General features: G+C 47.1%; 24 protein-coding genes. 10 read left to right on the top strand and 14 right to left on the bottom strand.

Features of this window, described 5'->3' with window-relative positions:
- Positions 1 to 67: 67 nt before the first annotated feature.
- The gene (locus tag GO816_RS10250; protein WP_198171482.1) at positions 68 to 907 is read right to left on the bottom strand and encodes an RteC domain-containing protein; all 840 of its coding nucleotides are present in this window, start codon (positions 905 to 907) and stop codon (positions 68 to 70) included.
- A gap of 170 nt (positions 908 to 1,077) precedes the next feature.
- On the opposite strand from GO816_RS10250, the gene GO816_RS10245 reads away from it, so the two are divergent.
- Positions 1,078 to 1,647: a Crp/Fnr family transcriptional regulator gene (locus tag GO816_RS10245; protein ID WP_198171481.1), complete on the top strand. Its 570-nt coding sequence runs from the start codon at positions 1,078 to 1,080 to the stop codon at positions 1,645 to 1,647.
- 273 nt (positions 1,648 to 1,920) lie between these two features.
- On the opposite strand, the gene GO816_RS10240 is transcribed toward GO816_RS10245, so the two are convergent.
- Positions 1,921 to 2,532 carry a TetR/AcrR family transcriptional regulator gene (locus GO816_RS10240; protein ID WP_157541768.1) on the bottom strand — a complete coding sequence of 204 codons (612 nt, stop codon included), beginning with the start codon at positions 2,530 to 2,532 and terminating at the stop codon, positions 1,921 to 1,923.
- 171 nt (positions 2,533 to 2,703) lie between these two features.
- Entirely contained in the window at positions 2,704 to 3,282 is a 579-nt protein-coding gene (gene def, locus GO816_RS10235; protein WP_157541766.1) for a peptide deformylase, read from the bottom strand.
- 104 nt (positions 3,283 to 3,386) lie between these two features.
- Between def and GO816_RS10230 the strand changes: the two genes are divergently transcribed.
- Positions 3,387 to 4,199, top strand: coding sequence for a helix-turn-helix domain-containing protein (locus GO816_RS10230; RefSeq protein WP_157541764.1), 813 nt, complete (start codon positions 3,387 to 3,389; stop codon positions 4,197 to 4,199).
- Positions 4,200 to 4,218: 19 nt separating this feature from the next.
- Here GO816_RS10230 and GO816_RS10225 read toward each other — a convergent pair whose 3' ends face one another.
- Positions 4,219 to 5,736, bottom strand: a complete 1,518-nt coding sequence (locus tag GO816_RS10225; RefSeq protein WP_198171480.1) for a carboxylesterase/lipase family protein — start codon at positions 5,734 to 5,736, stop codon at positions 4,219 to 4,221.
- Between the two features lie 16 nt (positions 5,737 to 5,752).
- Positions 5,753 to 6,088: a hypothetical protein gene (locus GO816_RS18720; protein ID WP_198171479.1), complete on the bottom strand. Its 336-nt coding sequence runs from the start codon at positions 6,086 to 6,088 to the stop codon at positions 5,753 to 5,755.
- A gap of 131 nt (positions 6,089 to 6,219) precedes the next feature.
- On the opposite strand from GO816_RS18720, the gene GO816_RS10220 reads away from it, so the two are divergent.
- From GO816_RS10220 to GO816_RS10200, 5 genes are all read left to right on the top strand, one after another.
- Positions 6,220 to 7,275: a sensor histidine kinase gene (locus GO816_RS10220; RefSeq protein WP_157541760.1), complete on the top strand. Its 1,056-nt coding sequence runs from the start codon at positions 6,220 to 6,222 to the stop codon at positions 7,273 to 7,275.
- Positions 7,202 to 7,981, top strand: coding sequence for a LytR/AlgR family response regulator transcription factor (locus GO816_RS10215; protein WP_232336542.1), 780 nt, complete (start codon positions 7,202 to 7,204; stop codon positions 7,979 to 7,981). Before GO816_RS10220 ends, GO816_RS10215 begins: the two co-directional genes overlap by 74 nt.
- A 27-nt stretch (positions 7,982 to 8,008) precedes the next feature.
- Complete coding sequence (locus GO816_RS10210) at positions 8,009 to 8,221, top strand: hypothetical protein (RefSeq protein WP_157541758.1); 213 nt, start codon at positions 8,009 to 8,011, stop codon at positions 8,219 to 8,221.
- A 109-nt stretch (positions 8,222 to 8,330) separates the two neighbouring features.
- Positions 8,331 to 10,391 carry a BamA/TamA family outer membrane protein gene (locus GO816_RS10205; protein WP_157541757.1) on the top strand — a complete coding sequence of 687 codons (2,061 nt, stop codon included), beginning with the start codon at positions 8,331 to 8,333 and terminating at the stop codon, positions 10,389 to 10,391.
- A 43-nt stretch (positions 10,392 to 10,434) separates the two neighbouring features.
- Entirely contained in the window at positions 10,435 to 11,532 is a 1,098-nt protein-coding gene (locus GO816_RS10200; protein WP_157541755.1) for a M23 family metallopeptidase, read from the top strand.
- A gap of 132 nt (positions 11,533 to 11,664) precedes the next feature.
- Here GO816_RS10200 and GO816_RS10195 read toward each other — a convergent pair whose 3' ends face one another.
- The 5 genes from GO816_RS10195 to GO816_RS10175 all read right to left on the bottom strand — a co-directional run bounded on the left by GO816_RS10195 (position 11,665) and on the right by GO816_RS10175 (position 16,263).
- Positions 11,665 to 12,051: a VOC family protein gene (locus tag GO816_RS10195; RefSeq protein WP_157541753.1), complete on the bottom strand. Its 387-nt coding sequence runs from the start codon at positions 12,049 to 12,051 to the stop codon at positions 11,665 to 11,667.
- Between the two features lie 59 nt (positions 12,052 to 12,110).
- Complete coding sequence (locus tag GO816_RS10190; protein WP_157541751.1) at positions 12,111 to 12,920, bottom strand: helix-turn-helix domain-containing protein; 810 nt, start codon at positions 12,918 to 12,920, stop codon at positions 12,111 to 12,113.
- Positions 12,921 to 13,035: 115 nt separating this feature from the next.
- The gene (locus GO816_RS10185) at positions 13,036 to 14,892 is read right to left on the bottom strand and encodes a DUF885 domain-containing protein (RefSeq protein WP_157541749.1); all 1,857 of its coding nucleotides are present in this window, start codon (positions 14,890 to 14,892) and stop codon (positions 13,036 to 13,038) included.
- On the bottom strand, positions 14,871 to 15,359 hold the full coding sequence (locus tag GO816_RS10180; RefSeq protein ID WP_157541747.1) for a GNAT family N-acetyltransferase: 489 nt from the start codon (positions 15,357 to 15,359) through the stop codon (positions 14,871 to 14,873). Before GO816_RS10180 ends, GO816_RS10185 begins: the two co-directional genes overlap by 22 nt.
- A 67-nt stretch (positions 15,360 to 15,426) precedes the next feature.
- Positions 15,427 to 16,263 carry a helix-turn-helix transcriptional regulator gene (locus GO816_RS10175; protein WP_198171478.1) on the bottom strand — a complete coding sequence of 279 codons (837 nt, stop codon included), beginning with the start codon at positions 16,261 to 16,263 and terminating at the stop codon, positions 15,427 to 15,429.
- Between the two features lie 526 nt (positions 16,264 to 16,789).
- On the opposite strand from GO816_RS10175, the gene GO816_RS10170 reads away from it, so the two are divergent.
- Positions 16,790 to 17,224 carry a MauE/DoxX family redox-associated membrane protein gene (locus GO816_RS10170; protein WP_157541745.1) on the top strand — a complete coding sequence of 145 codons (435 nt, stop codon included), beginning with the start codon at positions 16,790 to 16,792 and terminating at the stop codon, positions 17,222 to 17,224.
- Between the two features lie 104 nt (positions 17,225 to 17,328).
- Positions 17,329 to 17,649 carry a DUF6520 family protein gene (locus GO816_RS10165; protein WP_157541743.1) on the top strand — a complete coding sequence of 107 codons (321 nt, stop codon included), beginning with the start codon at positions 17,329 to 17,331 and terminating at the stop codon, positions 17,647 to 17,649.
- Between the two features lie 28 nt (positions 17,650 to 17,677).
- Here the strand turns inward: GO816_RS10165 and GO816_RS10160 are convergent, their stop codons facing one another.
- The 4 genes from GO816_RS10160 to GO816_RS10145 all read right to left on the bottom strand — a co-directional run bounded on the left by GO816_RS10160 (position 17,678) and on the right by GO816_RS10145 (position 23,255).
- Positions 17,678 to 19,057 carry a RagB/SusD family nutrient uptake outer membrane protein gene (locus GO816_RS10160; protein ID WP_198171477.1) on the bottom strand — a complete coding sequence of 460 codons (1,380 nt, stop codon included), beginning with the start codon at positions 19,055 to 19,057 and terminating at the stop codon, positions 17,678 to 17,680.
- 10 nt (positions 19,058 to 19,067) lie between these two features.
- Positions 19,068 to 22,268 (bottom strand): SusC/RagA family TonB-linked outer membrane protein, encoded by a 3,201-nt coding sequence (locus tag GO816_RS10155; RefSeq protein ID WP_157541739.1) that lies wholly within the window; start codon positions 22,266 to 22,268, stop codon positions 19,068 to 19,070.
- A 4-nt stretch (positions 22,269 to 22,272) separates the two neighbouring features.
- Positions 22,273 to 22,830: a TlpA family protein disulfide reductase gene (locus GO816_RS10150; protein WP_157541737.1), complete on the bottom strand. Its 558-nt coding sequence runs from the start codon at positions 22,828 to 22,830 to the stop codon at positions 22,273 to 22,275.
- 143 nt (positions 22,831 to 22,973) lie between these two features.
- Positions 22,974 to 23,255 (bottom strand): hypothetical protein, encoded by a 282-nt coding sequence (locus tag GO816_RS10145; RefSeq protein WP_157541734.1) that lies wholly within the window; start codon positions 23,253 to 23,255, stop codon positions 22,974 to 22,976.
- 371 nt (positions 23,256 to 23,626) lie between these two features.
- Between GO816_RS10145 and GO816_RS10140 the strand changes: the two genes are divergently transcribed.
- Positions 23,627 to 23,905 carry a helix-turn-helix domain-containing protein gene (locus tag GO816_RS10140; protein ID WP_157541733.1) on the top strand — a complete coding sequence of 93 codons (279 nt, stop codon included), beginning with the start codon at positions 23,627 to 23,629 and terminating at the stop codon, positions 23,903 to 23,905.
- Positions 23,906 to 24,413: the final 508 nt, after the last annotated feature.

Here is a 24,413-nt window from a genome sequence, read left to right as displayed (position 1 = left end):
TATACGTCTTACAGAACCACTTAATTGATAGATCTCAAGTCATTTAGCGCCCATAAGTACCGGGCCGCTATTCCAGTTTTTCGAGAATAAAATTTTGGAAGCTATTGGTTAGTCGGTTCAAAAAAACAAATACCTCTTTTTTTCGCTTGGTGATATCCAGCAGTTTGTGATACGGCTCGTTGATCTCCATCTGAAAGATGAATTCCCAAATGCCCACCAGTTCGTTGATCTCGATATTGCCGTTGTTAATGGCGCAGGCCGTCTGCAAAGCATAAAGTAATTCGGCAGCATCGGTCTGACTCGCCGTCCATTGTGGATGGTTGAAGGGAAATATCTTTTGGCCGTTCAGCGCTACGATGTCCTCATTTCCGGTTTTAGCCAGCTCCAGGTTCAAAAAATCCTGGAACTTTTCATTGGCGATGATCTTGGATAGTTTGTAATCATGGCTGGTACTGTATTGCTCATCTTCCTCAAAATCTTCCAGTTCTGCAAAGACGTCAAAGCCGCCCCGGGTGAAATAGACTTCGTCCATTTGGATCATGCCTGAACGGTAATAGCTGTAAAATGCCCGGTTATGGTCAAAAAAGGCTTTGAGCTCGAACAGGTTGGCCCGGATGTAATCCTCCTGGATACTTTCACCACCGGTGGGCTTCTGCATCAGGTAATTGTACATATTGACATAATAAATGTATTTGCTGTAAAACTGCGGTTTGATGTGTTTGAAAAAGGTGATCTCTTCCTGCGCGGTCATTTGGTAGGCAGCAATATAATTCTTCAGTTTGCTCATCGCTTTCTTGCAGATCAGGATCGACGCCTTGATCTGCTCCAGAACAGATGCATGATCCAATTGTGCGTGCGTAAGTTGCCGTTCCATCGCGGCGTAAAGTCGGTCTGTAAATGTGTTCAAAGGTTGTATCATCGTAATAAGATCTAACCCTTAAACTTATCCCTCAAAATTCCTTAAAGTGGTGACACGCTACGATTATTTAACAAAAAGTTAACTTTTTACATCTCCGGAGGAGGATGTCACCACCTGGCCGCATCTTATACACGAACTTTAGCACAAATGCCGGAGAGATGAGTGTTGCTTTTTTCATTGCTTACCTGAACAATTTGATCACTTTGCCGGCGCCATTGGCGGGTAAGCTTGAACAGGCTTGCCATGAAGAGATCTATCAGCCACACCAGGTGATTCATGCAGCCGGTCAGCCGGAAACAAGGCTCTGGTTCCTGTCTCAGGGTTTCTGTCGCGCTTACTACTTCGATCACACCGGCAAGGAACACACACTGGCTTTCTATGATGCCGGCGACCTTATCTTTTCCTATGAAGGTTACTGGCAGGAAAGCACTGACCGTTATCTGGAGGCCCTGGACCGTTCGGTATTGATCTCACTGCGCTATACAGACCTTCATAGTATGCTGCAAGACTATCCGCAAGCCATAAAACTAAAAGACATTTTCGTTCGGCGGCATGAGCATCTGGAACGGTTCCGTAAACGCCTCATGACCTGGTCAGCAGAAGAGCGCTACCTTCAAACGCGCAAATTGCAGCCGGATCTCTTCCGCAAGACCTCAGTGCGCCTCATTGCCACCTATCTCAATATGACCCGGGAAAACCTGAGCCGTTTGATGGCGCGTGACCTGTGATGAAAACCTTGTCTTTGGTCATCACAAATAATGAATCTCTTTAGGCTTAGCCGTCGCCGGAGTTTGTCCGCATTTGCCATGCACTTGTGGCGGGGTGAGCTCCGGTATGAATTGGACTGCCCATCTGGCTTAACTATCATTTTTCTGCTGTTGGCTATTGTCGCGATAGTTTTTGAGAACAGGGAAGGAGGAGCGCCACTTTAGACTAAAGAGCTAAACCAGCTCGCTGCCGGACAGCGATCGGGCTAAGGAAAGACCGGAAAACCAAATAATCTACGTTTCCAGAGAAGCCCAGTCAATTACCCTCTCAATAGTTTTTAAGATCTCGTTTTGTCCCTCTGAGGAATGGATGTCTATATCACAAAAGATACTGCCATTGGAGTTGGCGTGGAGAATGGTATAATAGATGCCGCCGACCAATAGCGCGGCAAGGGCTCTGAAGTTGACATTTTTGTTTTGGAAGCGCGCCTCTGTTATGTCAAGCAGCAATTGTGCTTTTGCTTCCCGGGCGCGGTGAATGCTTTTCATCAGTTCACTGTTGCCGGAGATTTCCCATAGGATGAGCCGTTGCATTTCATCCTCCTTAAGGAAGTATTTGAATTGGTTTTGCAACAGATCGGTAATAAATTGTTTGACCTGCAAAGTATCGCTTTCAGCTTCGAGTTGCTTAAACGACTTGGAGAATGTTAGCCAGTAATCGTTCTCAACCACATAAGCCTCGATCAGGTGATCGACATTGCCGAAATAGCGGTAGATCAGTTTTTTACTGACCCCGGCCTGCCTTGCGATCCGGTTAACACCTAAACTTTTATAGCCTTCATTTTTTAATAGTTCACCAACGGCTTCTATCAGCCGGCGCTTGGTCTGATCCTTATCTTTAACCATTGGTCAACATGAACAGTAGTGATATGGTTAGGTGTTAACTTGCTGATGTCTGTAATGATAAATGCTTGCTGATCTCAGGCTTACTCAATCAATATAGTCTTATCGATAGTATGCTACAGGTTATCGTCTGAAATCGCGAATGAACTGATGTTCGAATATTCGCTCGTGCGTTTACACATACTTTAATGGGTATTTGCTAGCATATTTTCCGTTTAAGATCTTGCTCAATTTCCGGTTCATCAGTTGCTTGCTCAGTGGGCTCAAGTGTTCCAAATAGAGTTTGCCTCTCAGGTGATCATACTCATGTTGTATCATCCTGGCTGTCATTCCGCTGAAAATTGCATTTTTTGATACGAAATTTTCGTCTTGATAGGCTATTGCGATTTGCCAAGGCCTTTTAACCGAGCCGACCAAACCTGGAATGCTCAAACATCCTTCATCATCTGACCAGTACCGGTCCGGAAAATAGGTGATGTGCGGGTTGATGAAGAGCTCCTTAACACCCTGGTCACCATCGTAGTACAATGCCTTATCTTCCGCGGTCATGGCGTCATAGGTAGGTTGGCTATCGACGATGAAAAGGTTGATAGGATGATTCACTTGAGGTGCAGCTAATCCGCAACCTGTTGCGTTATACATGGTATCCCACATATTTGCGATCAGTTGATCAACTTCTGGATAATCTGGTTGAAGGTCCACGCTCTCTTGTCGCAGAACAGGTGAACCATAGGCCATAATAGGTAAAATCATAAGTATTATTTTATACAAATCTCAGGTTCTGTATGAGGGTGTTATGGTAAAAATTAGACATTAATTATCCATCTAAGACATATTATTTCCGATAACTTTGTGTTATGCCAATAGAATTATTTCATCATATCTTAAAACAGTCTCATTTAGGTGAGGTGAAGAACAGTCTTGGCAAGGCTCACAAAGCGCTGTTTATCGAGAATTCTTACAGGATAACCGCTACGGATTTTAACAAAAACAGACTGGCTTTTAATGATGGTACGCCTACGATCGCATTCTTTGATAGTTCAAACAGTTACATTAAAGTTTCGCAGAAGGATCGATCTTACACGATTCACTCAGCCTGGCTAACTAGTCAATATTTGGAAGAAGTATATTTTGATGAATTAGCTGAAACAGACAGTTTGCTGATCATAAGATTCAATCCTGTTTTATTTTATCAGGCATTCGGAGTAACTCCCGCCACCTTGAGAAAGCAACCGGTTTGGAGCCTGGCAGCATCTTTGGGCACGCGTGGAGCGCAATTATTGAAGGCCGTAGAAGGTGGATCCTCAACCAACCAGAAACTGGAAGCTATCGAGGGTTTTATGCAGAAGCTTAATGCGATCACCATACCGAATAAGATATTAGAAGATGTTTTAGGCATTGTTATGTTATATAAAGGTCAGGTGAGTGTGGATCACCTTTCAAAAAAAACCAGGGTCAATTACAAGTGGTTAGAAAGAAATTTTAAGAATTATATCGGGTTAACTCCTAAAGAATATATCAGGCTGCAAAGATTCATGCATGCTTATCTCCATCTGAACAATTCGCATGATGGCAATAGCTTGTTCGCAACAGCCATTCAACATGGATATTATGATACGAGCCACTTGCAAAAAGAATTAAAACTTTTTACAGGAAAACTGCAACCTTGATTTGTGGTTGATTGAACCGTTATATTCTTTTTGATTTCAATGCGATAGCATCCCATAGGTCTAAGTTATGTTCTTTGACGTAATCAACTGATTTAATACCGTTCTTGCCCGGGCTGAACAATAGCGTTTGATGATCACCTTTTACACTTGGCTTCCATTCTGGCAAACCACCGGTATTGGGATTTCCGCTGCGCGCAAAAGTTGAAAAGTATTTGATCATATCATCAGATAACAGGGTCTGTTCCTTATTTAGAAGTCCACCGGATGGGAAAGCATAGATAACGTCAGCGCCATGGAATGCTCCTTTCAGATTCGCTTTTACACCAAATGCCTTGGCCAGGATCTGTGGCGGGGTCGGATCGTTAAATTCATACTGATAGACACGTGCTAATGGTGCTATTTTAGCGGCCGCGACATGCGATGGCCATATCCAGACACGGTCGGTCACTATGGCGCTCCAGGCCATGGCAAAGCTCTGATATCGTTTTATGGAGTAGCGTTCTTTAACTTTGCTCGCATCAGCGGCAAAAGCCTTCTTAAGTCGTTCGTCAAATTCTTTTTCGTCCAACGGCTCACCTGCTTTTCCGAGTTCTTCATCGTGCGTGTTACCAATGATGACCGGGATCCGGTTAAATGTGCCATCTTGAATAGCCTTTACAGGGTTTTTGGGCAGCAAAGCACCACCGTAGGCTGGTACGATCATGGCTTGATGAATGGGCATAAGCTTTGCAGCAGGCAAGTTTCTCAGGCAGGCTAATGGATCAGCTGCTTTTTCGCAGCCCAGTTTAGCCGTTGAAACCATAAAGTTCCCGTACTGCTCGCTTTCTTGTTGAGATATATAGACAGACGGCACCGCCAGGCCATCTACCATTGTTCCGAATGGTGCGCTCATCATGGGCGACCCGCTTTGCAGAATAGCTTTGTGTACGAGCCCCTTGACTAGGGGAGAGGTAAGCAATGCACCGGTACTGTACGCACCGGATGACTGCCCCATAAGGGTAACATTACGGGGATTGCCACCGAAGGCGCTGATATTGTCGTGAACCCATTTTAACGCCGCCACCTGGTCTTGAAGCGCAAAGCTCCCTGAGCCTTCCAGTCCGGGATAGCCGAAATAACCGAAGACGCCTAACCGGTAATTGATCGTTACAACCACTACATCTCCCAGCACCGCCAGGCGTCTGCCATCCATTTCCGCGCCGGCCCCGCTATGGAAGCCGCCGCCATGTAACTCGACAATAACCGGCCTTAAAGACATACGGCTTGCGCTGGCAGGTTTGGTGACGTTTAAGTATAAACAATCCTCGCTACCAACGATTTTGGAACCAGGTCCGCCCGCCAGTTGCATGCACTTTGCTGCAGGCATAACAGTTTCCTTGACGCCTGACCAGTTACCAACGGGTTGTGGACTCTTCCACCTGAGTTCACCCACAGGTGGTTTGGCATATGGAATTCCCTGAAAGATCATATAGCTGTTAGTGGCGATACCACGTACGATGCCATTCATGGTCTGGACTTCGGGTTTGTTATTATTCATATTATTGGAAGTACAGCTAATTGAAAAAAGGATGAATATGCACAGTCCAAAGATCTGTAGGGTGCTCATATCGCAACTTGGTGTTTGAATTTTCGAAATAATTTTCATTTGATGATTCGTCTAGATCAGTTGAATTACCCGGATCTGATTGGCCGGCCTGATACAAAAATATCGGCGGCAGGTACGCCGCCTGAATTTGTTGAACCAACACGGCTATTGCTGATACCAACAGTTTTTTAATGCGAATGCGCTTGATCAGTGGCCCAATGAGATTTATTGAATTGACCTGTTGATTTTTGCGTTTGTCGTTCAGGAAATGCTTTTGGTGCAGGTTAAATGCCAATTGGTTCAAAATCGTGATCCTGAAATATCGCCTGCACTATCTTTGAAACGCTGGCGCTGTCAATGCTGGAGCTTGCTAAGGCATTAAGATTGAATGTTTTATATACCTGCTGTACTATTTATCAATAAAAAGATCCGGTAATGGACGCTAAGATTTGGTTAATGATGTTCTGGCGACGGTACAGGTTTATCCTGACCACCTATAGCGTATTTGCGTTATTGATCTTTTATGCTGCCTGGCTGGAAGGTCCCGAAACAGTATATCAGCGGTACGGTGACAAGCGTGAATGGATACCAGGTATTGCTTTCGGCATATTAAAGGTAAGCGTCATATACTATATCCTGATCTACCAGATCGCTTTGCCTTTTGTCCGTTCAAATAAATGGAAGCCATTACTTCTTAAGTTGGTGCTATTTTTTATTGTGCTGACCTCGGTTGAATATTTAATGGAATTTCACCTGGGTGATCCGACGATCGCCCGGCGGATGAACACTTCTCTTCAGGAGTTTTTGATATGGGAGCTAGCCATTGCCTGCTTTATGACGCTTTTTACCATAGCCATCGCGGTTTCTGTCGAGCTAAGACAGAAAAAAGCCCGGGAGTCCGAATTGGAGAAACAAAAGCTAAGTGCGGAACTGGCTGCGATAAGGTATCAGATCAACCCGCACTTTTTGTTTAATTCTTTGAGTTTGATCTTTACGAAATGTGTAAAAGAAAATATGGAGGTTGCGAATGCCGTAGCCCTGCTATCAGAGGTAATGCGTTATGCTTTGGAACCTGAAGAGGACGGGCAAGGGAAGGCGACCTTATCGAAGGAGATCGATCATATGAACAATGTCATCGCGATGAACCAGATGCGTTACAATAACGGATTAAGAATCAAAAGCATGATAGACGTGGATAATTACTCGGCACGGTTTCCGCGTTTGATGCTGATCACATTAGTTGAAAATGCCTTTAAACACGGCGACCTTAACGACTCCGATAATCCATTGAATATCCAATTGTCATTAAAACAAGGCAGGTTCAATTTCTATATAGGGAACCGGAAGAAATCAGGCTTGAAGGAACTGTCCAGCGGTATCGGTTTGGATAATATCAGGCAAAGGCTGGAACTGCTCTATGGAAACGATCAGTCATTCAATATCAGGCAGCAAGCCGATTATTTTATTGCAGAAATTAAAATTGACCTCTAATATGCTGACCTGTATTATCATAGACGACGAAGAACACGCAATAGAACTGTTGCGTCTGCACATTGAACAAACACCCTTTTTAAAATTGGTACACACAACAACCTCCCCGGTCCAGGGGCTGGAGTTCGTTCTGCGGGAAAAGGTGGACCTCGTCCTATTAGATGTGCAAATGCCCGGTATAACAGGAATTGAATTTATAAAGTTACTCAAAGGCAAGTCTAAAGTGATCCTGACGACCGCCTATAAGGAATATGCCCTGGACGGTTTTGATAATGAGGTGGTCGATTATTTATTGAAGCCGATAATTTATTCACGCTTTTTACAGGCAGCCAACCGCGCATTAGCGGTATGCGGTCGCAATGTAATTCCGATAAACGATTACCTGCTGGTAAAAACCGAATTGAAAGGAAAAATGATCAAGATCGATATAGATGATATTATCTATATCGAGGGGCTGAAACAGTATGTAAGTATCTATACCCAACAGGAACAACGCAAGATCGCTTTATTGAACATTAAAGACCTTGAACAGCGCTTACCTGGGCATCAATTCTTGCGTGTTCACAAATCGTTCATTGTTTCGGTTCGCCATATCAATATGATCCAGGGCAATATGGTCTATCTGACAACTAAAGAATCGATCCCTATTGGTCACACCTATAAAGAAGCTTTTACAGCATTTATGAAAGATAAGATCATGTCTTAAATAGCGATTTAAACACAATAATTAATCATGAAATATATTGCATTGCAGGTATTAGGGATGATAATGATGGCTGTAGGGGCAGCAATATTCATCAAAAGTATGTTCAGTCCCACAGACCCTAACTTTCTGGTCTATGTGACTGGTAACTTTTGGACGCGCCAGGTGATCTGTGCATGTCTGGCCGTCATTGGGGTGCTGGTGACAAGATGGGCCGCTAAAAAACGGGAAGCGGATCAATAGCTAAGGGCTTAAGCCGCTAAGATCCGGAGTCAAACTCAATTGGTTCATTAATTCCGGTAGTTCGTTCAAAGTTTTCATTCATCAACAAAGCGAAGAGCAGCTTTGTAAAATGAAAAATATTAGAGATCAATACTTTAACAGGTCTGTCGGCCTCTTAAAGTTAATGCCTGGCAAATTCCTGACCAGGCTGTGGCTAAAGCCGAGCATCGTTGTATTTATCTGTTTGGCCTGGCCAGCGTTGCCCGCGATGTCCCAGCAAAAGCGATATATGCCAAACGCAGTGAATATAGCAACCGGACTAATGGCTCAAACAAAGCCTGATTCTATCGTGATCATTGATGTAGCGTCAGATCGTAAACTTTACAGTTTGGCGTCACCCGGACAAAGTGCAAAGTATATCACATTCAATAGCTCCGGTACTTCTTTGATCTGTGCTGATGAAAACGGAACAACGATCCTGTATACGATCAGCAAAGATAAGGGGGATAAAACTTTCGAATTACCGGTAAAAACCATTGCTGGTGTGTTTGACAAAACTGGTGATCGGTTATACGTTGTGCACTCAAAAACCTGGATAAGCGCTAAACTTAGCCTGGTGGAGTTACCCGGTTGGAAGATTCTGAAGACAGTAAATGTTCCTGCAACTATAAACGCAATTGACTTGAACGCTGACGGATCAGCACTGGCCTACACGAGCGGGCAAAATATAGTTGAAATAGACCCCGGGAGTTTAAAGACCAGACGATCGCATTGGGAGCGGTCAACTCAGCAGTTGCTGGTTTATCATCCAACGGATGTTAACCAAAGTGCGACGACAACAGGTCAAAATGTAATTCAGATCCGGGACCTGAGCGGCGACTCTGTAGTTGTCGAGATTTACGGTCATCAAAAAAAGATCAAGGCGCTTTCCTACAATAGTGACGGTAGTTCAATTTATAGCTTAGATGAATCCGGCGAACTGAACGGCTGGTCATTGGCAGATCGCCGAAGGGTTGTTAAGCAATCGGACGTGCGTGACGCACCCTATTGGGACAAAAGCGGAACCTTAAAGATCTGGCAGATTGATGGATCAGGTAACCAACAGTCCCAGACAGCTAAAGCGGTTGATTCAGTTGAGCACTGTTGCTTTGTACCGGCGTTTACGCTGCCGTTCGAATTGATTCCGCAGCCTGTTTTGACCTATACCCCTGAAACTGGTTTTATGATCGGTCTGAACGTCACTTTGCTGAAGAATGACCTGGCTGCACCCGCGGGAGCGCCATATCGCCCGTCTATGTATAGTTTATCAACCGCCTATGGTTTTGGTGGCAAACAATGGCGCAATAGCTTCTCCGTCTACAACTATTCGCCTAAAGGCTGGCATGTCGTTGCGCAGATCCAATATAATCGTCACGACAAAAATTATTATTTTGGTATAGGTCCGAATGTCAGCCGTAAAAACAGGGAGTCCTATGTAAACAACAACCTGACGTTCAGCGGTAGCGTAGCTCATTTTTTATCCAAAAGTTGGAGCTTTGGCCTCAAGTATGAACTTAGCAATTACACTGCTGCAAAATTTGATAACAGTGAGGTGGTGTTACCATTTGGCACGGCGGGCGGTTTCCTGACCGGTTTGGGCCCGACTATACAATATGATAACAGGAACGATATCTTATTTCCAACTAAAGGAAGTTTCATGGAACTGAACTTTCTAAAATATGGCTTATTAAAGACGGGTAGATATGCCTATAATGAAGTCCAGTTCGATTACAGAAAGTACTTCAGTATTGGTGGTAGTAATGGCACCACTGGTTTTGCACTGCAAGCTTATGCTGATGCAGTATGGGGCGGCAATGTGCCATTTTACAAACTGCCATATTTTACCTTTGATAGAAGCTTTAGAGGTATGTGGCGAAACCTGTACATTAATCAGCAGGTAGCGACAGTTCAGGCGGAATTCCGCTCGCTATTTGACAAGGCCAACCCGCGTTTAGGCTATGTATTATTTGCAAGTGCCGCAGACGGTACCGCTAATTTTTTCAAAGCTTACAATGCAGATATCAAATTTGCCTTTGGCGGTGGACTGCGTTCACAACTGTTACCCAAAAAACGCATCTATGCCCGTATTGATTACAGTTTTTCCAATAAAGGAGATTACGGTATCTTCGGGGGCATCGGCACAGCGTTTTGAAGATAATATGGATACCCAGGTAGATCAACTATACTAACCTAAAATGAAAGCGACCGCACTCTTCATTTACTTATTTCTTTATCTCATGATTCACCTGACCACGTTGGTATGTGGTCAGGTGAAACTGACTGTTAATGCCCAATATGATCCGGTCAGCATTAATGGCACACGGTGGCTATATTATGAACTGTTGATCAGTAACCGGGGAACAGCACCAGTTAATATATTAAACCTTAAAGTCAAAGGCAAAAACGGGCAGACTATCGTCGATCTTTCCGGTAGTAAGCTTCAAGCAAGACTTAGAACAAAGTTGTTAAACAATAAGTTAGCGCCAGGAACCAGTACGTTTATGTATATGGAAGTTCCAAAAATGGGACGAGATCTTCACCCGCTAAACAATATCCTGACCTATATACCGGATGGCGATCGTACTGTTCAAACAGTGTCTGTTTCAACCCAACTTTCTAATAAACAACCGCTTTTAATTGGCAGTCCTCTATCGGGTGACAACTGGGCTGCTGTTTACGATCCGGTTTGGGAAAGAGGGCACCGCCGGGTGTATTATGCGGTCGACGGAACGTATAGATTACCTGGACGCTTTGCCATAGACTTTATTAAGCTGGATTCTTCAGGTCGTTTCGCAAAAGGCGATCAGGATTCGATCAAAAACTGGTATGGCTATGGCGCTGATGTGCTGGCAGTAGAAGATGGGGTAATAGCCGCAGCTGTAGATACCTTTAAAGAAAGTCAAACACTTTCTGCTCATCCCGCTCATGATAGCAGCCGCGCGACAGGTAATTATATTGCTATGCAAATAGCGCCCAATGTCTTCGCTTTCTATGAACACCTAAAGCCGGGTAGTGTCAGCGTAAAAGTTGGTGAGCGGGTCAAGGCTGGTCAGGTGATCGCTTCAATTGGCTTCACCGGGCAGTCTACCGGCCCTCATCTACATTTCCATTTGGCAGATCGTAACTCGCCCTTAGGCGCAGAAGGTATACCATATGGATTTAAAAAATTTGTGAAGATAGGCACGTATCAAAACTTTGAAGACTTTGGAAGGAAACGCTGGAGCCCGTTACCCCATACATCTAATAATGTCGGCATCGGGCTTCCAGCATCAAATTCAGTCCTTAACTTTTGAGGCATTCGGATTTCACCTTGATCACAACAGTTTAAAAATGTAATTGTCTGCTTCATAAGAGGAATAAGAAAGTTTGCCGCTCTGATTGATGCAAACTTTCCTGCCTTTATAAGGATAAGGTACGGTAGCTTATTAATTTTCTGATAGGGGAGATGTGATCCACCAGGTATTGCCGAATGGGTCCACAACACCTGATGAACGACCGAATGGTTGCGTTTCAGGTTCTAAAATGGATCGGCTACCATTCGCTATTGCCAGTTGATGCAGCTCATCGCAACTAATTACGTTAATAAACATACCTGCATTTTGTACCGGGTACTCATCAGTGCTTTCTGCAAACATGATTTTGCTGTTTCCTATCACTACCTCGCAATGCATGATCGTCTGGTCATCCCTTAACGTTCTGATAATTTCTGTCGCACTAAATACCCTAGAGACAAAAGTGGCAAATGCCGCTGCATCTTTTAAAATTAGGTAAGGCACAATGGTTTGATCGGCCGAAGAATGGGTGTTTTTCATATTTTTTTTCTTCAAAATTATCACCCATCTTCATTACAAAATTGTAAAAACAAGACAGATTACCATTCGCGAAATTGTGTGCCTTCTGCTTTTCCGGAAAAATAAGCTTTCGGGTGATAGCCCGTAAATGCTTTCACATCATGTATGAAATGCGATTGATCGTAATACCCGCAATCCACGGCGATCTGGGTTAGCGTTTGATGCCCACTGTAACGCTCCAGTGCGTCGTGTAATCGCGAGATCTTAGCATAAAATTTCGGACTGAATCCGGCATAGTGTTTAAACTTCCTGTCGAACTGACGCATAGACAAGTTAGCTTGATTCGCCAGGCGGCTCACGGTGTGAGGTTGATTGGAGTGAATGACCTGCTGGATGGAAGCAATGATACTCTCATCTTTTCGTTGTACAGTGGTTAGTCGCGCACTAAGATAATGACTCAATATCTCGGCTCGCTTAGCGTGATTGTCTGCCAGCACGATCTGTTCCTCCAGGCGCTTGGCATCGGAAGCGGAAAGAAAGCCGTCTAATTCAACAGAAAGGTTACTGCCTTCTTGGGCCGAAAAATTAAATAACAGAGGTACTGCATAAGGGTACAGGTAAGCGCCGAATATGACAAAGTCTTCTGATGTAATGAACCTGGTGTACCGGGAACTTTGAAAATGCATACCCGAACGCCAGCCTTTTTGGACACTGGTATCCAGTAAATCATCAAATAGGCCTTTCACGTGAAAAACGATCTCAGCGCAGCCATCCGCTATCGATCGGTAAACGTAATTTTGTTCACCTGGCGCCAGCGTATATTCCAGCGCCCAAAAGTAACGGACAAAAGATTTTAAGTGCGCCGGTGGCGCGATCGTTACATAATTCATGGTTGCTTACCTAGTGGATTCGCTTCGTTTTTCTTCATATACGGTAACGTTTAATTGTATCCAGTAGGATCGTTTCCCTCGGTGAATAAATTTAAGTTTTTTTTGGCATAAAGCATTATTTATGCTTAAGCGCAGTCCTGGCTTTTTCACTTTTGACCCAGGTATCCATGTATTGTTCAAGTACCGTTAAAGGCATGTCCCCTTGGCTCAATAAGGCGTCATGAAACCTAAGCAGTTTGAATTGTTTGCCAAGGCGGGCTTTGCATTTCTCTCGGATACGGACCATTTCCAACTCACCGACCTTGTAAGATAAGGCCTGACCGGGCATCGCCATGTATCTTTCCGTTGCACTGGTTGCATCAGCGAAACTGATAGATTGGTTGGCAAGCATGTAGTCGATCACCTGTTCCTTGCTCATTTTGCCTGCATGTAAGCCAACGTCTGCTACAAGTCTGATAGCCCTTAACAACTCATTATTTAACGCACCCATTTCCTGGTAAGGATCGGTATAACATCCTAACTGCTTCCCGAGTGATTCCGTGTAAAGTCCCCAGCCTTCGGTAAATGCGCTGAATGATATTTGTCGCCGGAAAGCCGGAAGTGAGGTGTTTTCCTGTTGAAGCGATATCTGATAATGATGTCCTGGGATGGCCTCGTGTATAAAGGTCGCCTCCAGGCCCAGCGTTACCATATTGATCTTGGTAGCATCCGGAACAGGTACATAAAATATTCCCGGACGAGACCCATCAAGTGAACCGATAGCGTAAGATGGCCCGTTTTGCGAAGCCTCACGAAAGGCTTCAACCCGCCGGATCTCAAATTTACTTTTGGGAAATATGCTAAAAAGTTCGGAAAGATGCGGCTTAACAGTTTGGTAAACATTACGGTAAGCTTGCAGCACTTCTTCAGCATTTTTAAAAGGCATGAAGCGTGGGTCAGTCTTCAGGAACTGGTTAAAATCCTGCATGGAACCTTGAAAGCCGGTCTTATTTTTGATCGCCTCCATTTGCAATTTGATTCGCGCGACTTCTTTTAGACCCAGGTCATATATCTGATCAGGCGTCTTGTTCGTGGTGGTGAACAGTTGGATATAATAGCGATACATTGCCGGTCCACCAGGAATTCCCGAGAGACCCGCAGAATCAGTAGCCGCAGGCAGGTATTCATTCTTCAAAAATAGCGCCATGCGTTGGTAGGCAGGCAACAAAACCATATCGAGCGCTTTGCTTAGCTTATGCTGAACTTGCTTACGCGCTTCGCCGCTAATAGCTGAGGGTATGCGGTTTAAAGGACCGAAAAATACGTTAGAAGTATCATTTTTCCCGAGATCTTCCATCTGCGGGATCATTCGCTTTACCAGGATCTTAGGCAATACAACACCCGAGGCCATACCTTTTCTCATATTGGCTATTGCTGTATCTGCCCATAATTCAAACGCACTGATGCGTTTGATCCAATTTTCATAATCTTTCAAATTACGAAACGGTTGCGCCGACTGTCCTGAACCTAATTGTCCGATCAGAAGCGGTATAGAGGAGAACTGGTTGATAGGCAAATATTCCAGGTGATGATTGGCGGCATCCATATCGGTTTGCAATATCTGTTTGAGCACATCGTAGGAAATCTGATCGGCAATACTCAGATGCTCTCTTTTTATGCTTTGTAGCCGGCGAAGATATTTTCTGTCAACATTGACTGAAGTTTTAATGAACGCTTGTGAGATATCATTGGCTAATTCGCCATCATATCGATGGTCACCCGAAAAAGTTGCGTTGATCGGATGTAATTTGAGATTGTCCTCCTGGTATTCTTTGAAAATACCCTTTAGTTTTATTGGATCTGACTGAGCGAAGGCCGCCATTGCCGACCCCCAATAAGTTAGTACGAGGCTAAAAATAAGCTGCGCTACTTTGATGCTTATAGTTGATTGATTTTGCATATGTGTTAATTCTAAAGTGTTTTTTCCATCCATATTGAACAGCCGAAATGGCCGGAATTGCCTAACGGAGAAGCCAGATAATTAAATCCCTTCTTTTCGTAAAATGCCAAGCCCGTAAGAAGCTCTGGAAGCGTTTCCAGATATATATGGGTATAACCTGCAGATCGCGCGAAGTCACATGCTTTATCAAATAGTGCGGCTCCGATACCACTGCCCCGAACGTTAGGTGCAACATAAAACTTCACGAGTTCACAGTGTCCGGCAGGCAAACCATCCGTTGGATAAATACCGCAACCCCCAATGACCACCTTGTATCGTTCAGCCACCCAATAGCCTGAACCGGGTTCTGTAAATGTTTGACTTAGGTTTTTTAGGCTATCATCGTAAAATGCCGTACCTGGTTTGTTGGCTTGATAAGAGGCTAAAACGTCTTTGATCAAGCTACAAATTGCAGCGTTATCGGAATGCTGTATTGGCCGGATCACATAGTCGACTTCCATTTGCTGTTGATTTTAAGCAAATGTAAATTGTCGTAATTTTTAAAAATTGTATGGATTTAACAGCGGGTTAAAAACCGCGGTAAGCTTTGGGAAGCGTACCGGTGGTGTTTAAAAAAGTGCGGGTGAAATGTGCCTGGTCATAAAAGCCACACATATAAGCGACCTCTGTTAAAGAATGTTTCTTATTTCTGATCAGGGTGAATGAACGTTCAACTTTTAGCCTGCGCAAATATTCGCCGAACGTGCAGTGAAACGCAACAGTAAACAGCCGCGATAAGGTTACCGGATGGATACCCATATGTGCGGCTAGATCAACAAGGGTGATGGGATTATTCCAATGGTCATTTAGTAAACTTCTGATTCTGTTCATCCACTCTATTCCGGGGTGACGCGTCTCTTGCTTACTGCTTATCAGTTCTACACAAGCTTGTTCTATGGCTACAGGGGTGCCGGCATCATCTAATCTAAATTCATTAAGAATTTTGATAAGGCCACCGGTATTCAGCATCTCATTTGCATCAAACATCAGCCTTTCCTTAGGGCTTTCCAATTGGTGGTGCTCAAAAAAAGATTGCTCAAGTTCAATATTAATAATTCTGGTTCCCGGCTGATAAGCTACATTTCGATGCGGTATGCCCGGAAAATAAAACAATCCCTTCCCTGGTAGCTGATGCTCAGTAGATTGTGGCCGCTCTTCCATGCTTCCACCACTTAAAATATGGGAGAAGTGAGGATTCTGATGAAAGTGCCAATCTGAGCACATTCCTGCCTCAAAAACCGTTTCACTGACGATGATGCCACCAGATACAAGTTCTTTTGTCTTGTTTCCAACGTACTGCCCTTTGGCTAATGTGATAGGGTATTGCATCACATGCTTCACTGCGTAACTTTGCCAATCGTGCATACTTGATTTTTAAATCATATACAGCTCAAAATATACCTCCTTTATTATTTATTCAAATTATAAAGACATTGAGGTCATTCTGAACATCTTTTTAATAAGGATACCTTGATGTCTAACAAATATATTAGTGTTATTTATTTAAACATAATATGCACTAATTCAGGCTGGAGGTCATTTGGATAATTGTTTTGTTGGTTTAAGCTTCAATACAATTATTTACAATGACGTCGCCTTCGAGTGGGCGCTCTGCTGTATATGCTGTGTAGGATGCCGCGCTGATCCCTAATTCTTGTTAATTCCGTGGCTATGTCACCATAAGGTATCGATATATCGGTATTATTTGCCGGTTATTATCCAGTCAACTGGCCGTAAACCCCGCTGCGGCCCTGGCGGACGCCGGCCGGAACCGGACGGCCAATCAATATCTTACCTGGACCGGTCACAAGAAATGGTGATCTTATTCCCTCAATCCGGTGATCTGTTTGACCATGCCTTCATTACCTGGCCGGTACCTTTAGGGTAGCATATGAAAAGGTCATTTATCATCGATATGGTCATCTCGCTGCTGGTGCTGCTCTTCGTGCATACAGCGGTCAGTAAGCTTTTAGCTTATGCAGATTACCGGCTCAGCATGGGCCGCCAGGCATTGCCGAAGGCGTTATTGCCCGTCCTGGTGCCCGTCCTGCCCGCAGCAGAGTTGCTGGCGGCAGCCTGCTTGCTGTTCCGGCGTACGCGCAGGATCGGGCTGTATGTTTCAGCGATATTGATGCTGGTCTTCACCACTTACGTGGCCCTGGCGGTCTCCGGCTTTTTTCCGCATTTGCCCTGCAGTTGCGGCGGCGTGATTGCCGGTATGGGCTGGACCGCTCACCTGATCTTGAACGTCATTGTCTTGCTGTTGAACATCCTCGCTATAGTACTGGAGAACAGAGAAAGGAGGATCCGGCTTTCCCATCGCTAAACTGACCCATGTTGTTGCCATGCAGCAGCCCCGGCAGGCCGTGCCCGTCCCTGTGACCACGGGTAAGATTCCATTCATCAATTCTTATTTTAAAAAATGTATCCATGAAAAAGTTAGTATTACCTGCCCTGGCCATCGCTTTGGCCTTTGGCACCAGCGCATTCACCGCTAAGAAAGTGAACAGTAATTTTTATGCCTATACCGGTTCTGCTGCACAGGCAGACATCCAGAACATCAATAACTACGTGGCGACCGCTACGAATCCTTGCAGTGGTGCGCAGGACGTTTGCGGGGTGACTTTATCGACCAGCCGTGCGGTCGGCCAGACCCCGGTCGCCTCAGAGTTCAATGCCGAAAAAGCGAATCTCTGGGCTTCCCAGCAGGCGCATGCGCCGGCGGATCCGAACATTGACATGAAGAATTAACAGGAGGGGGGCTTAAAGCCCCCCTTTTTTATGGGTTTTGCTCCAGCCCGCTCAACCTGACCGCCTCTTCATCGATCTGGAAGACGTAGCGGAGATCGCCCGGCTTCAAAGTGTAAAGGGTTCCGCTGATATTCCGGTATAGCAGGATCGCCCTTGCCGGCTCTTCATTCAACCGCCGCAGATCGGTCCAGCGCAGCGTACGGAACGGCAGTTCTTTTCGGCGTTCTTCCAGTGTTCTGGTCAGGACCTGCGCGGCATCAGTGCCGGTCACCGGCGTGAAGGTGCCCGTTTTCCAGCGCTTGCTCAGCAGCGTATTCAGGCGCTGCAATGCGCCGCTGATATCCGATGCCCTGGCCTTCGCTTCCGCGCTGATCAGGTACAGTTCATCTGTAGCGATTCCGGTGAATAAGGCTCCGTTCGCCTGTCCGCTGTAGGTCCCTTTAAAAGCTTTGCTGCCATCCGTATTGTTTTTGTAGTAAACGGCCTTACGTAGGTCATTGGCGGCGTAACTCGCATAGAGCAGCGTGTCCACCTTGGCGCGAGCCTGTTGCAGTGCTGCCGGGGCGGCGACCCGGGCATCGTAGATCACTTCGTCATGGAACTGAGGAAAAGGCACGTTCGCGTTCGCATTCACTTTATTGAGGTCGATCAGCGTGGAATAGATTGCCAGTGCAGCGTCCGCGTACTTTCCAGCGTTAGGAAAATCGCTCATACTCAGGTACACCCTGGCCAGCAGGCCGTAGGCGGCACAGCGGCTGACATGGAATTTCGTATCGGCCAGCGGCGGTAACTCCGGGATGGCTTTTTGCAGGTCAGCGATGATCGCGATATAGGTGTTGGCGATGGTCGTACGGACCGGTTTGTCGGCGATGTCAGCGGTCAGCCGGACGGCGATACCGAGATCCTTGTCGGCACGCGCGGGACGATAGACGCCGCAGAATAACTGGGCTAGCGCGTAGTGATAGGCGGCCCGGATGTACAGCGCACTGCCTTCGATCTGCCGTTTGCGGCTTTCTTCCCTGATGCTGATCTTCGGCAGCGCGTCCAGAATCACGTTGGCGTACTCGATCGCATTATACGGCGCCATGTAGTCGGTGCCGAGGTTCTTGCCATATTTCTGCCAGGTATAGAAATTTCGCTGGTATTCCAACAGGGCGTTATAGTCGCCGGTCTTTAGGTAATAATTATCCGCGGCGATCTCGCCGGCCGAAGGATACCGCGCATTGACAAAATTGTAATTGTTCAGGATACCTTCCAGGTCCTCCGGGGTGGATGGTGTCGCGATACTCTGGTCCGGCTTGGCTTCTAGATATTTTTTGCAGGAACTAAGTGCCAGACAGGCTAGCACACCGGCCATGGCGCAGCAAAGGTTGAGGCCGGGCGTTATTTTCTTTTTCGTGTGTTTCATGGGTTCAGCATTAAAGGTTGATCTTGATACCGGCAGAATAAGTGGCCGGGGTGCGGATGCCATAAATAAAGTCCGGATCGATCCCGTCTTGATTGGCCTTCCAGAGCAGCAGGTTCAGTTGATTCGCATACAGGTAAAATTGTATAGAGGAAAAACCAGCTCGCTGCTTCGTGAGGGGTAGGGTATAGCTCAGGTACAGGTCGTTCAGCTTGATGTTATCGGCCCGGTCGACGTTGATCTCCGCAAAGCGGTAGAACTGGTCACGCAGGGCATCGCCGGGATAGCTGAACGAGGGCACTTGGGTATGGGCCTCATCGCCTGGCTGTTGCCAGCGCTGCCCGTAATCCTGGTAACCGATACCGTTCTCGACCAATGTGCTGAAGTTCGTGGTCGGCTTGCGGAAGTAATAGCCGAAGCGGTAGCCCAGTGTTACCGCCATGGAAAAGCGTTTCCAGTCCAGCGTGTTCCGGAAGGAGCCAAAGAACGGTGGTACGGCCGGACCGCTGATCACCTGCTGTTCGATTGGGTTGGTAGCAATGGCGGCATAATCCTTGCTGACCTGCCCGTTCACGTAGCCCTGCGGGTCGCCGGTCTTCGGGTCGAGCCCCGCCCAGCGATAACTGGCAACGGTATACGGGTTTAGACCTAGCGTCGGGAAGATGAAAGTGCCGTCACTGACCAGTCCTTGGGCGGGCGGTGGGTTTAGATTTTTGGTGACTTGGTAACGGACATAATTGAACAGGATCATCGAACGCCATTGGAGCGCCCGGTCGATGTTCAGCGTATTCAGCACCACATCCATGCCTTTGGTAAAGATCGCCGCCGAATTCTGGTTCGCATTGGAGAACCCGGTCGTCGGGTCAAGGAGCACGCTATTGATGAGGTCGGTCGAATGCTTGGTATAGTACTCCAGCGAGCCGCTGATCCGGCGGCCGGACAGCCCGAAGTCGACACCGGCATTAAACGTCTTGACCTGCTCCCAGCGCAGATGCGGGTTGGGCGGCGCAGCGATGCCCACGGATGGCAGGTTAACGGGGGAACGGGAAGCGTTAATATAGGTGATTCGCGTTAACGCAGATTCGTTTGGCGACAAGTTACCGCTCGACCCATAGGTTATGCGCAGGTTCAGCTGCGGCAGCCAGCTGATATGATAGAACGGTTCCTGGTCGGCCCGCCAGAGAAGGCCCGCCGACCAGAGCGGTACCCAGCGCTGGTTAGTCGCTACGCCGAAGAGGTTCGAGGCATCCCGCCGCGCGCTGCCGGAGACGGTATACCGGTCCTTATACGTATAGGAGGCATTCGTGAACACCGACACGAAGCGGTTGACGTATTGCGAAAAGCGGTTGCCATTGAAGATGTAGGCATCACCGTTGATATTGGCATAGGTCGGGTACAGATTCGCATAATCGACCGGACTCAGCGTCAGCGTGTTTTCGTCATAGCCATAGGTGGTCTGGTAGGTGGTGTTCTGCCGGGTTTCGCGCACTTCGGCTCCGGCGATAGCCGAGATAGAATGCGCTTGCCAGCGGTGGTCCGCGCTGAGTTGACCCCGGAAGGCCTGCTGCTGGTTCCGGCCTTCGGTGGTCGTCAGGATCGCTTTTTTGGGAATGGCATAGGTCAGCTGGTCGCCGTTGAGCTGCGTGTAGGTGTTGATCAGGTCCCTGGCGGAATACGCATTCAGGTTGGCCAGTTGCCTGGCATCGTTACGGGCATGCTGGTACTGGTATTTCAGGTCGGCGCTCAACCAGGGCGCGATCCGGTAGCTGCTGCCCAGGTTGACCAGGATGTCGGTCGCTTTACTGCTGTTGTCATTATTCGCCAGTTCCTGCAGTGGCCGGTACTTCCAGTCCAGCAGTTTGCCTCTCCCTGCCGTGTCGGTAAACGCGCCGCTGTGGTATAGGTCGACCGCCGCCGGGCTGCCGTCCGGGTTGATCAGCCGGGCGTAGGGGGCCAGGCTTTTGTTATAGCCTTTAAAGCCGTTATAATCACCGGGGCTGTTGGCCGTGCCCTTGCTCCGTGTGAGGATCACGTCGCTTTGCAGTTGCCACCTGGCGGTCAGGTTCACCTGCTGGTTATAGCGCAGCGTCAGCCGGTCGTTGTCATTGCCGCGCAGCGTGCTGCTGTTTCGGTCATAGCCCGCCGAGAGCAGGTAGCGGTTGTTCGGACCGGCGCCGCTCAGGTTCAGGTAGTACTGCTGGGCTAACGCCGGCCGGTAGAGGTAACGCAGCATGTCCTGCCGGACGTCCTGTTGCCGAAATGCTGCCAGTTGGGCATCTGCCTGCGCGGCCGTCAGTTCGCCGTTCCGGACACGGTTCAGCACTTCGGCCACGGGCGGTACGCCCGGGAACGAGGGGTCGTTCAGGGAGGCATCATAGTAGCCTTGCTGGAACAGGTAGCGCTGCAGGTCCACCGCTTCTGCGGGGCTGAGCTGATTCGCCTTCATCAGGTTGGGTTTGGGCGACAGGCTGATGTTGGCGTTGAAGCTGACGCGCAGCGGCTGCCCGGCTTTGGCCTTTTTCGTCGTGATCACGATTACACCGTTGCCGGCCCGGGCGCCCCAGATCGAGGCGGCCGCGGCATCTTTCAGCACCGTCACGCTTTCGATATCATTGGGGTTGATGTTATTGATGTCGCCGGCATACGGGAAGTTGTCCAGCACGATCAGTGGTGCGGCGGCATCATAGTTCAGCGTGCTCAGTCCTCGGATCTGGATCGTGCGCTGCTGGGTGTCGTGGTTATCGAACAGCAGGCCGCTGGTTACGCCGTCCAGGCGGCTGAGGATATCGGGGCTGACCCGCTGGTCGAGCAGTTGACGGTCCACTTTATTGAACGAGCCGGTCGCCCGTTCCCTGGGGATGTCCTGATAGCCGGTGCTGATTACTACTTCCTGCAACTGGGTGACCGTATCGGCCATGGTGATCTTAACGGGAATGCTACTGCTGGATTTGATGACCGTATAGGTGGTCTTATAGCCGACATGGGTCGCTTTGATCGTGTCTGCTGGCGGGAAGAACAGGAGCTTAAAATGGCCTTCGCCGTCTGTCGCGGTGGTGCTGTGGCGTTTCATCGACTCCAGGCGCACGCCCGGCAGGGGCTTGCCGTCGGTCGAGCGCACTTCGCCGTAGATCGTATAGGGGTCTTGTGCGCTGGCCTGGTAACTGATCGCGCTGAGCAGGATCGTGATGATATAGATCAATGAGATAGTTTTCATGGCGTCAGTCGGTCTTTTCTTTTACATGGATACGCTCGCCGGCGATCACCTTGGCGATGTTCTGCGCGGTGACCTCTTCTTTACCGGTGATCGCCAGGATCTTGCCGTCCCTGCCGATCCAGATCGTATGGGGTACCGAGCGGAATTTAAAGTATTGCTTTACCGTGGTATCGGCCATCACGATGGGTAGTTTAAAGCCGTTCTTTGACCAGGCTTTGGTCCGGTCGATGACCGCCTGGATGGCTTTGCGGCTGTCTTGCGCCGAGGGGTTGACCAGGATGACCTCGAGTTGGTCGGGATAGGCTCTTTGCAAGGAGTCGAGTGTCGTAAAGCCTTCAATGCAGGCGGAGCACCAGGTGTTCCAGAGGTCCAGAATGACGATCTTGCCTTTCAGTGTGGCCAGGTCTATGGTTTTGGCTTTGGTGTTCAATAGGTTTTGCAGGCGCAGTTCCGGCATCTGGTCGCCGGGATGCAGGTAGGCGAGGGGGCCTGCGGTTTGTGCCCGGGCCGGTAAGTAAAGGCAAAGCGCGGCCAGGACACTGGTGAGTATCGTTTTTTTCATGGGATTATTTAAGATTTGAATGGAATTTGTTCAGGAAAGGGACGCGCGATAACGGCGGCCCGCAGGAGCTTAACTATTAACTGATCGCAGGCCTGCCGTTATCGGTAGGTCATTCGGGCGGGCAGATGACGAGAAGCCAGAGTTTAAACTTGATCGTTGTTCGATTCATGGGAAATGGATCTTTCGTTCAACAATTGTTTCACCTCAGCCTCATGGTAAATGGCGCTGACCAGTTCGGGTAAGCAGGCAAGCCCATTTAGCTGTAGTTGTTGTTGAACATCGATCCCTTTTTCCGATAGCGAGGTATAGAACCAGGCATCCAGTTCCTGCTGGAACTGCTCATAGGGAATTTGAGCAAAGCGTTCCATGATCCCGGTAAGCGTACCGAAGTCAGGTTTGTCTTGATGTGGTTCTAAGTTTTCCATGACAATGAATTTAATTTCAAGTATGGAGTCCGCTGAAGGGGATGGTCTGTTGTAATACTACAGGCATGGGTCCCAACTTATTGTTCACGGAGGCTTACCACAGCCTGGAGCACAAATAAGAAGGGATACCCATACCTGTAGCATGGGCATTCCGGCTTCTCATCTTGTGCTCGTTTTGAAAGTGGTAATTTCCGTGAGCAAGACTCAAAGCGAATGCTTCAATATTTTAGAAGTATCCGCAAAATTAACATATGTGCGTGAATGCACAGGTTTATTTAGCTTTTATTCATAATCAAATATAATTAATAGAAATAATAACGTCAATAGTGACGTACTTATAAAATTAATTTGGTGGTTGCTTTACATGGATAATGGCAAAGCAATACCGTAATCAAGAATTCATTGATCAAATCATTAAACGAATTGAAGAGATTCGCTTACACAAAGGTATTGTTCAAGAAGATATCGTTGAAAGAACCGGTTTCACTCAAAAGCAAGTCTGGTTAATGCTTACGGGGAAAAGTAATTTTGCTATATCTCATTTAGAAGCCTTAGCACATGCTTTAGAGGTGCATCCAAAAGAGCTTATGGATTTTAATTTCGACCAAGTTAAACACCCACCTACAAGAAAAGAACGAAAAGGTAAGTAGGTGCTGCTGTTTTGGGCGATGCCTACGGCTCGGGCTCTCCGCTATATCTGCTGAGCAGGATGTCGCTGCGATCTCTATCGCGAATGAAAAGCGAATCAACTTTAAATTCGTTCGTCAGCCAATGTATATCTCATTAGCTTTCAGCGTAGATAATGTTCCTTTGTTAATAGTGGAAAAAATAAACTTTTATAGTTCCAAGATTCTAACAATTTTTATACTTTAATCAGTTGCATGGTAATACCAATCCGAGTCCATTTTAGTTTCGGCAAGACGATTTTAATTTGTCCCCAGTCTAAACGTATGCGGTTTCCAATCTCTTACGGTTCAATTTGATCGTATCCATAAACGTCGCCTAAGCCGAGGCGATATATCTTCATAATCTAAGTAGGAAGTTGATGTTTGTAGCGACTATGTTGGATGATTCGGTTTGCCTTGCGCGATTTGAATTGTGCTGCACAATCAACTTGCATCTGCTGAATAGCCCTTTAGCGATAGTAGTGGGAGCACG

Origin of the sequence: Mucilaginibacter aquatilis, assembly GCF_009755275.1 — a bacterium.
Classification (GTDB): Bacteria; Bacteroidota; Bacteroidia; order Sphingobacteriales; family Sphingobacteriaceae; genus Mucilaginibacter; species Mucilaginibacter aquatilis.
This window is presented reverse-complemented; position numbering and strand designations above follow the sequence as displayed.

What these genes read in the sequence shown, in the direction of transcription:
- GO816_RS10165 (WP_157541743.1), top strand. Translation starts at nt 17,329, where the DNA reads ATGAAAAAGTTAGTATTACCTGCCCTGGCCATCGCTTTGGCCTTTGGC.
- GO816_RS10155 (WP_157541739.1), bottom strand. Translation starts at nt 22,268, where the DNA reads ATGAAAACTATCTCATTGATCTATATCATCACGATCCTGCTCAGCGCG.
- GO816_RS10195 (WP_157541753.1), bottom strand. Translation starts at nt 12,051, where the DNA reads ATGAAAAACACCCATTCTTCGGCCGATCAAACCATTGTGCCTTACCTA.
- GO816_RS10175 (WP_198171478.1), bottom strand. Translation starts at nt 16,263, where the DNA reads ATGCACGATTGGCAAAGTTACGCAGTGAAGCATGTGATGCAATACCCT.
- GO816_RS10205 (WP_157541757.1), top strand. Translation starts at nt 8,331, where the DNA reads ATGAAAAATATTAGAGATCAATACTTTAACAGGTCTGTCGGCCTCTTA.
- GO816_RS10220 (WP_157541760.1), top strand. Translation starts at nt 6,220, where the DNA reads ATGGACGCTAAGATTTGGTTAATGATGTTCTGGCGACGGTACAGGTTT.
- GO816_RS10160 (WP_198171477.1), bottom strand. Translation starts at nt 19,057, where the DNA reads ATGAAACACACGAAAAAGAAAATAACGCCCGGCCTCAACCTTTGCTGC.
- GO816_RS10225 (WP_198171480.1), bottom strand. Translation starts at nt 5,736, where the DNA reads ATGAATAATAACAAACCCGAAGTCCAGACCATGAATGGCATCGTACGT.
- GO816_RS10140 (WP_157541733.1), top strand. Translation starts at nt 23,627, where the DNA reads ATGGCAAAGCAATACCGTAATCAAGAATTCATTGATCAAATCATTAAA.
- GO816_RS10145 (WP_157541734.1), bottom strand. Translation starts at nt 23,255, where the DNA reads ATGGAAAACTTAGAACCACATCAAGACAAACCTGACTTCGGTACGCTT.
- GO816_RS10170 (WP_157541745.1), top strand. Translation starts at nt 16,790, where the DNA reads ATGAAAAGGTCATTTATCATCGATATGGTCATCTCGCTGCTGGTGCTG.
- GO816_RS10215 (WP_232336542.1), top strand. Translation starts at nt 7,202, where the DNA reads ATGGAAACGATCAGTCATTCAATATCAGGCAGCAAGCCGATTATTTTA.
- GO816_RS10150 (WP_157541737.1), bottom strand. Translation starts at nt 22,830, where the DNA reads ATGAAAAAAACGATACTCACCAGTGTCCTGGCCGCGCTTTGCCTTTAC.
- GO816_RS10185 (WP_157541749.1), bottom strand. Translation starts at nt 14,892, where the DNA reads ATGGATGGAAAAAACACTTTAGAATTAACACATATGCAAAATCAATCA.
- GO816_RS10180 (WP_157541747.1), bottom strand. Translation starts at nt 15,359, where the DNA reads ATGGAAGTCGACTATGTGATCCGGCCAATACAGCATTCCGATAACGCT.
- GO816_RS10190 (WP_157541751.1), bottom strand. Translation starts at nt 12,920, where the DNA reads ATGAATTATGTAACGATCGCGCCACCGGCGCACTTAAAATCTTTTGTC.
- GO816_RS10210 (WP_157541758.1), top strand. Translation starts at nt 8,009, where the DNA reads ATGAAATATATTGCATTGCAGGTATTAGGGATGATAATGATGGCTGTA.
- GO816_RS10240 (WP_157541768.1), bottom strand. Translation starts at nt 2,532, where the DNA reads ATGGTTAAAGATAAGGATCAGACCAAGCGCCGGCTGATAGAAGCCGTT.
- def (WP_157541766.1), bottom strand. Translation starts at nt 3,282, where the DNA reads ATGATTTTACCTATTATGGCCTATGGTTCACCTGTTCTGCGACAAGAG.
- GO816_RS10245 (WP_198171481.1), top strand. Translation starts at nt 1,078, where the DNA reads ATGAGTGTTGCTTTTTTCATTGCTTACCTGAACAATTTGATCACTTTG.
- GO816_RS10230 (WP_157541764.1), top strand. Translation starts at nt 3,387, where the DNA reads ATGCCAATAGAATTATTTCATCATATCTTAAAACAGTCTCATTTAGGT.
- GO816_RS10200 (WP_157541755.1), top strand. Translation starts at nt 10,435, where the DNA reads ATGAAAGCGACCGCACTCTTCATTTACTTATTTCTTTATCTCATGATT.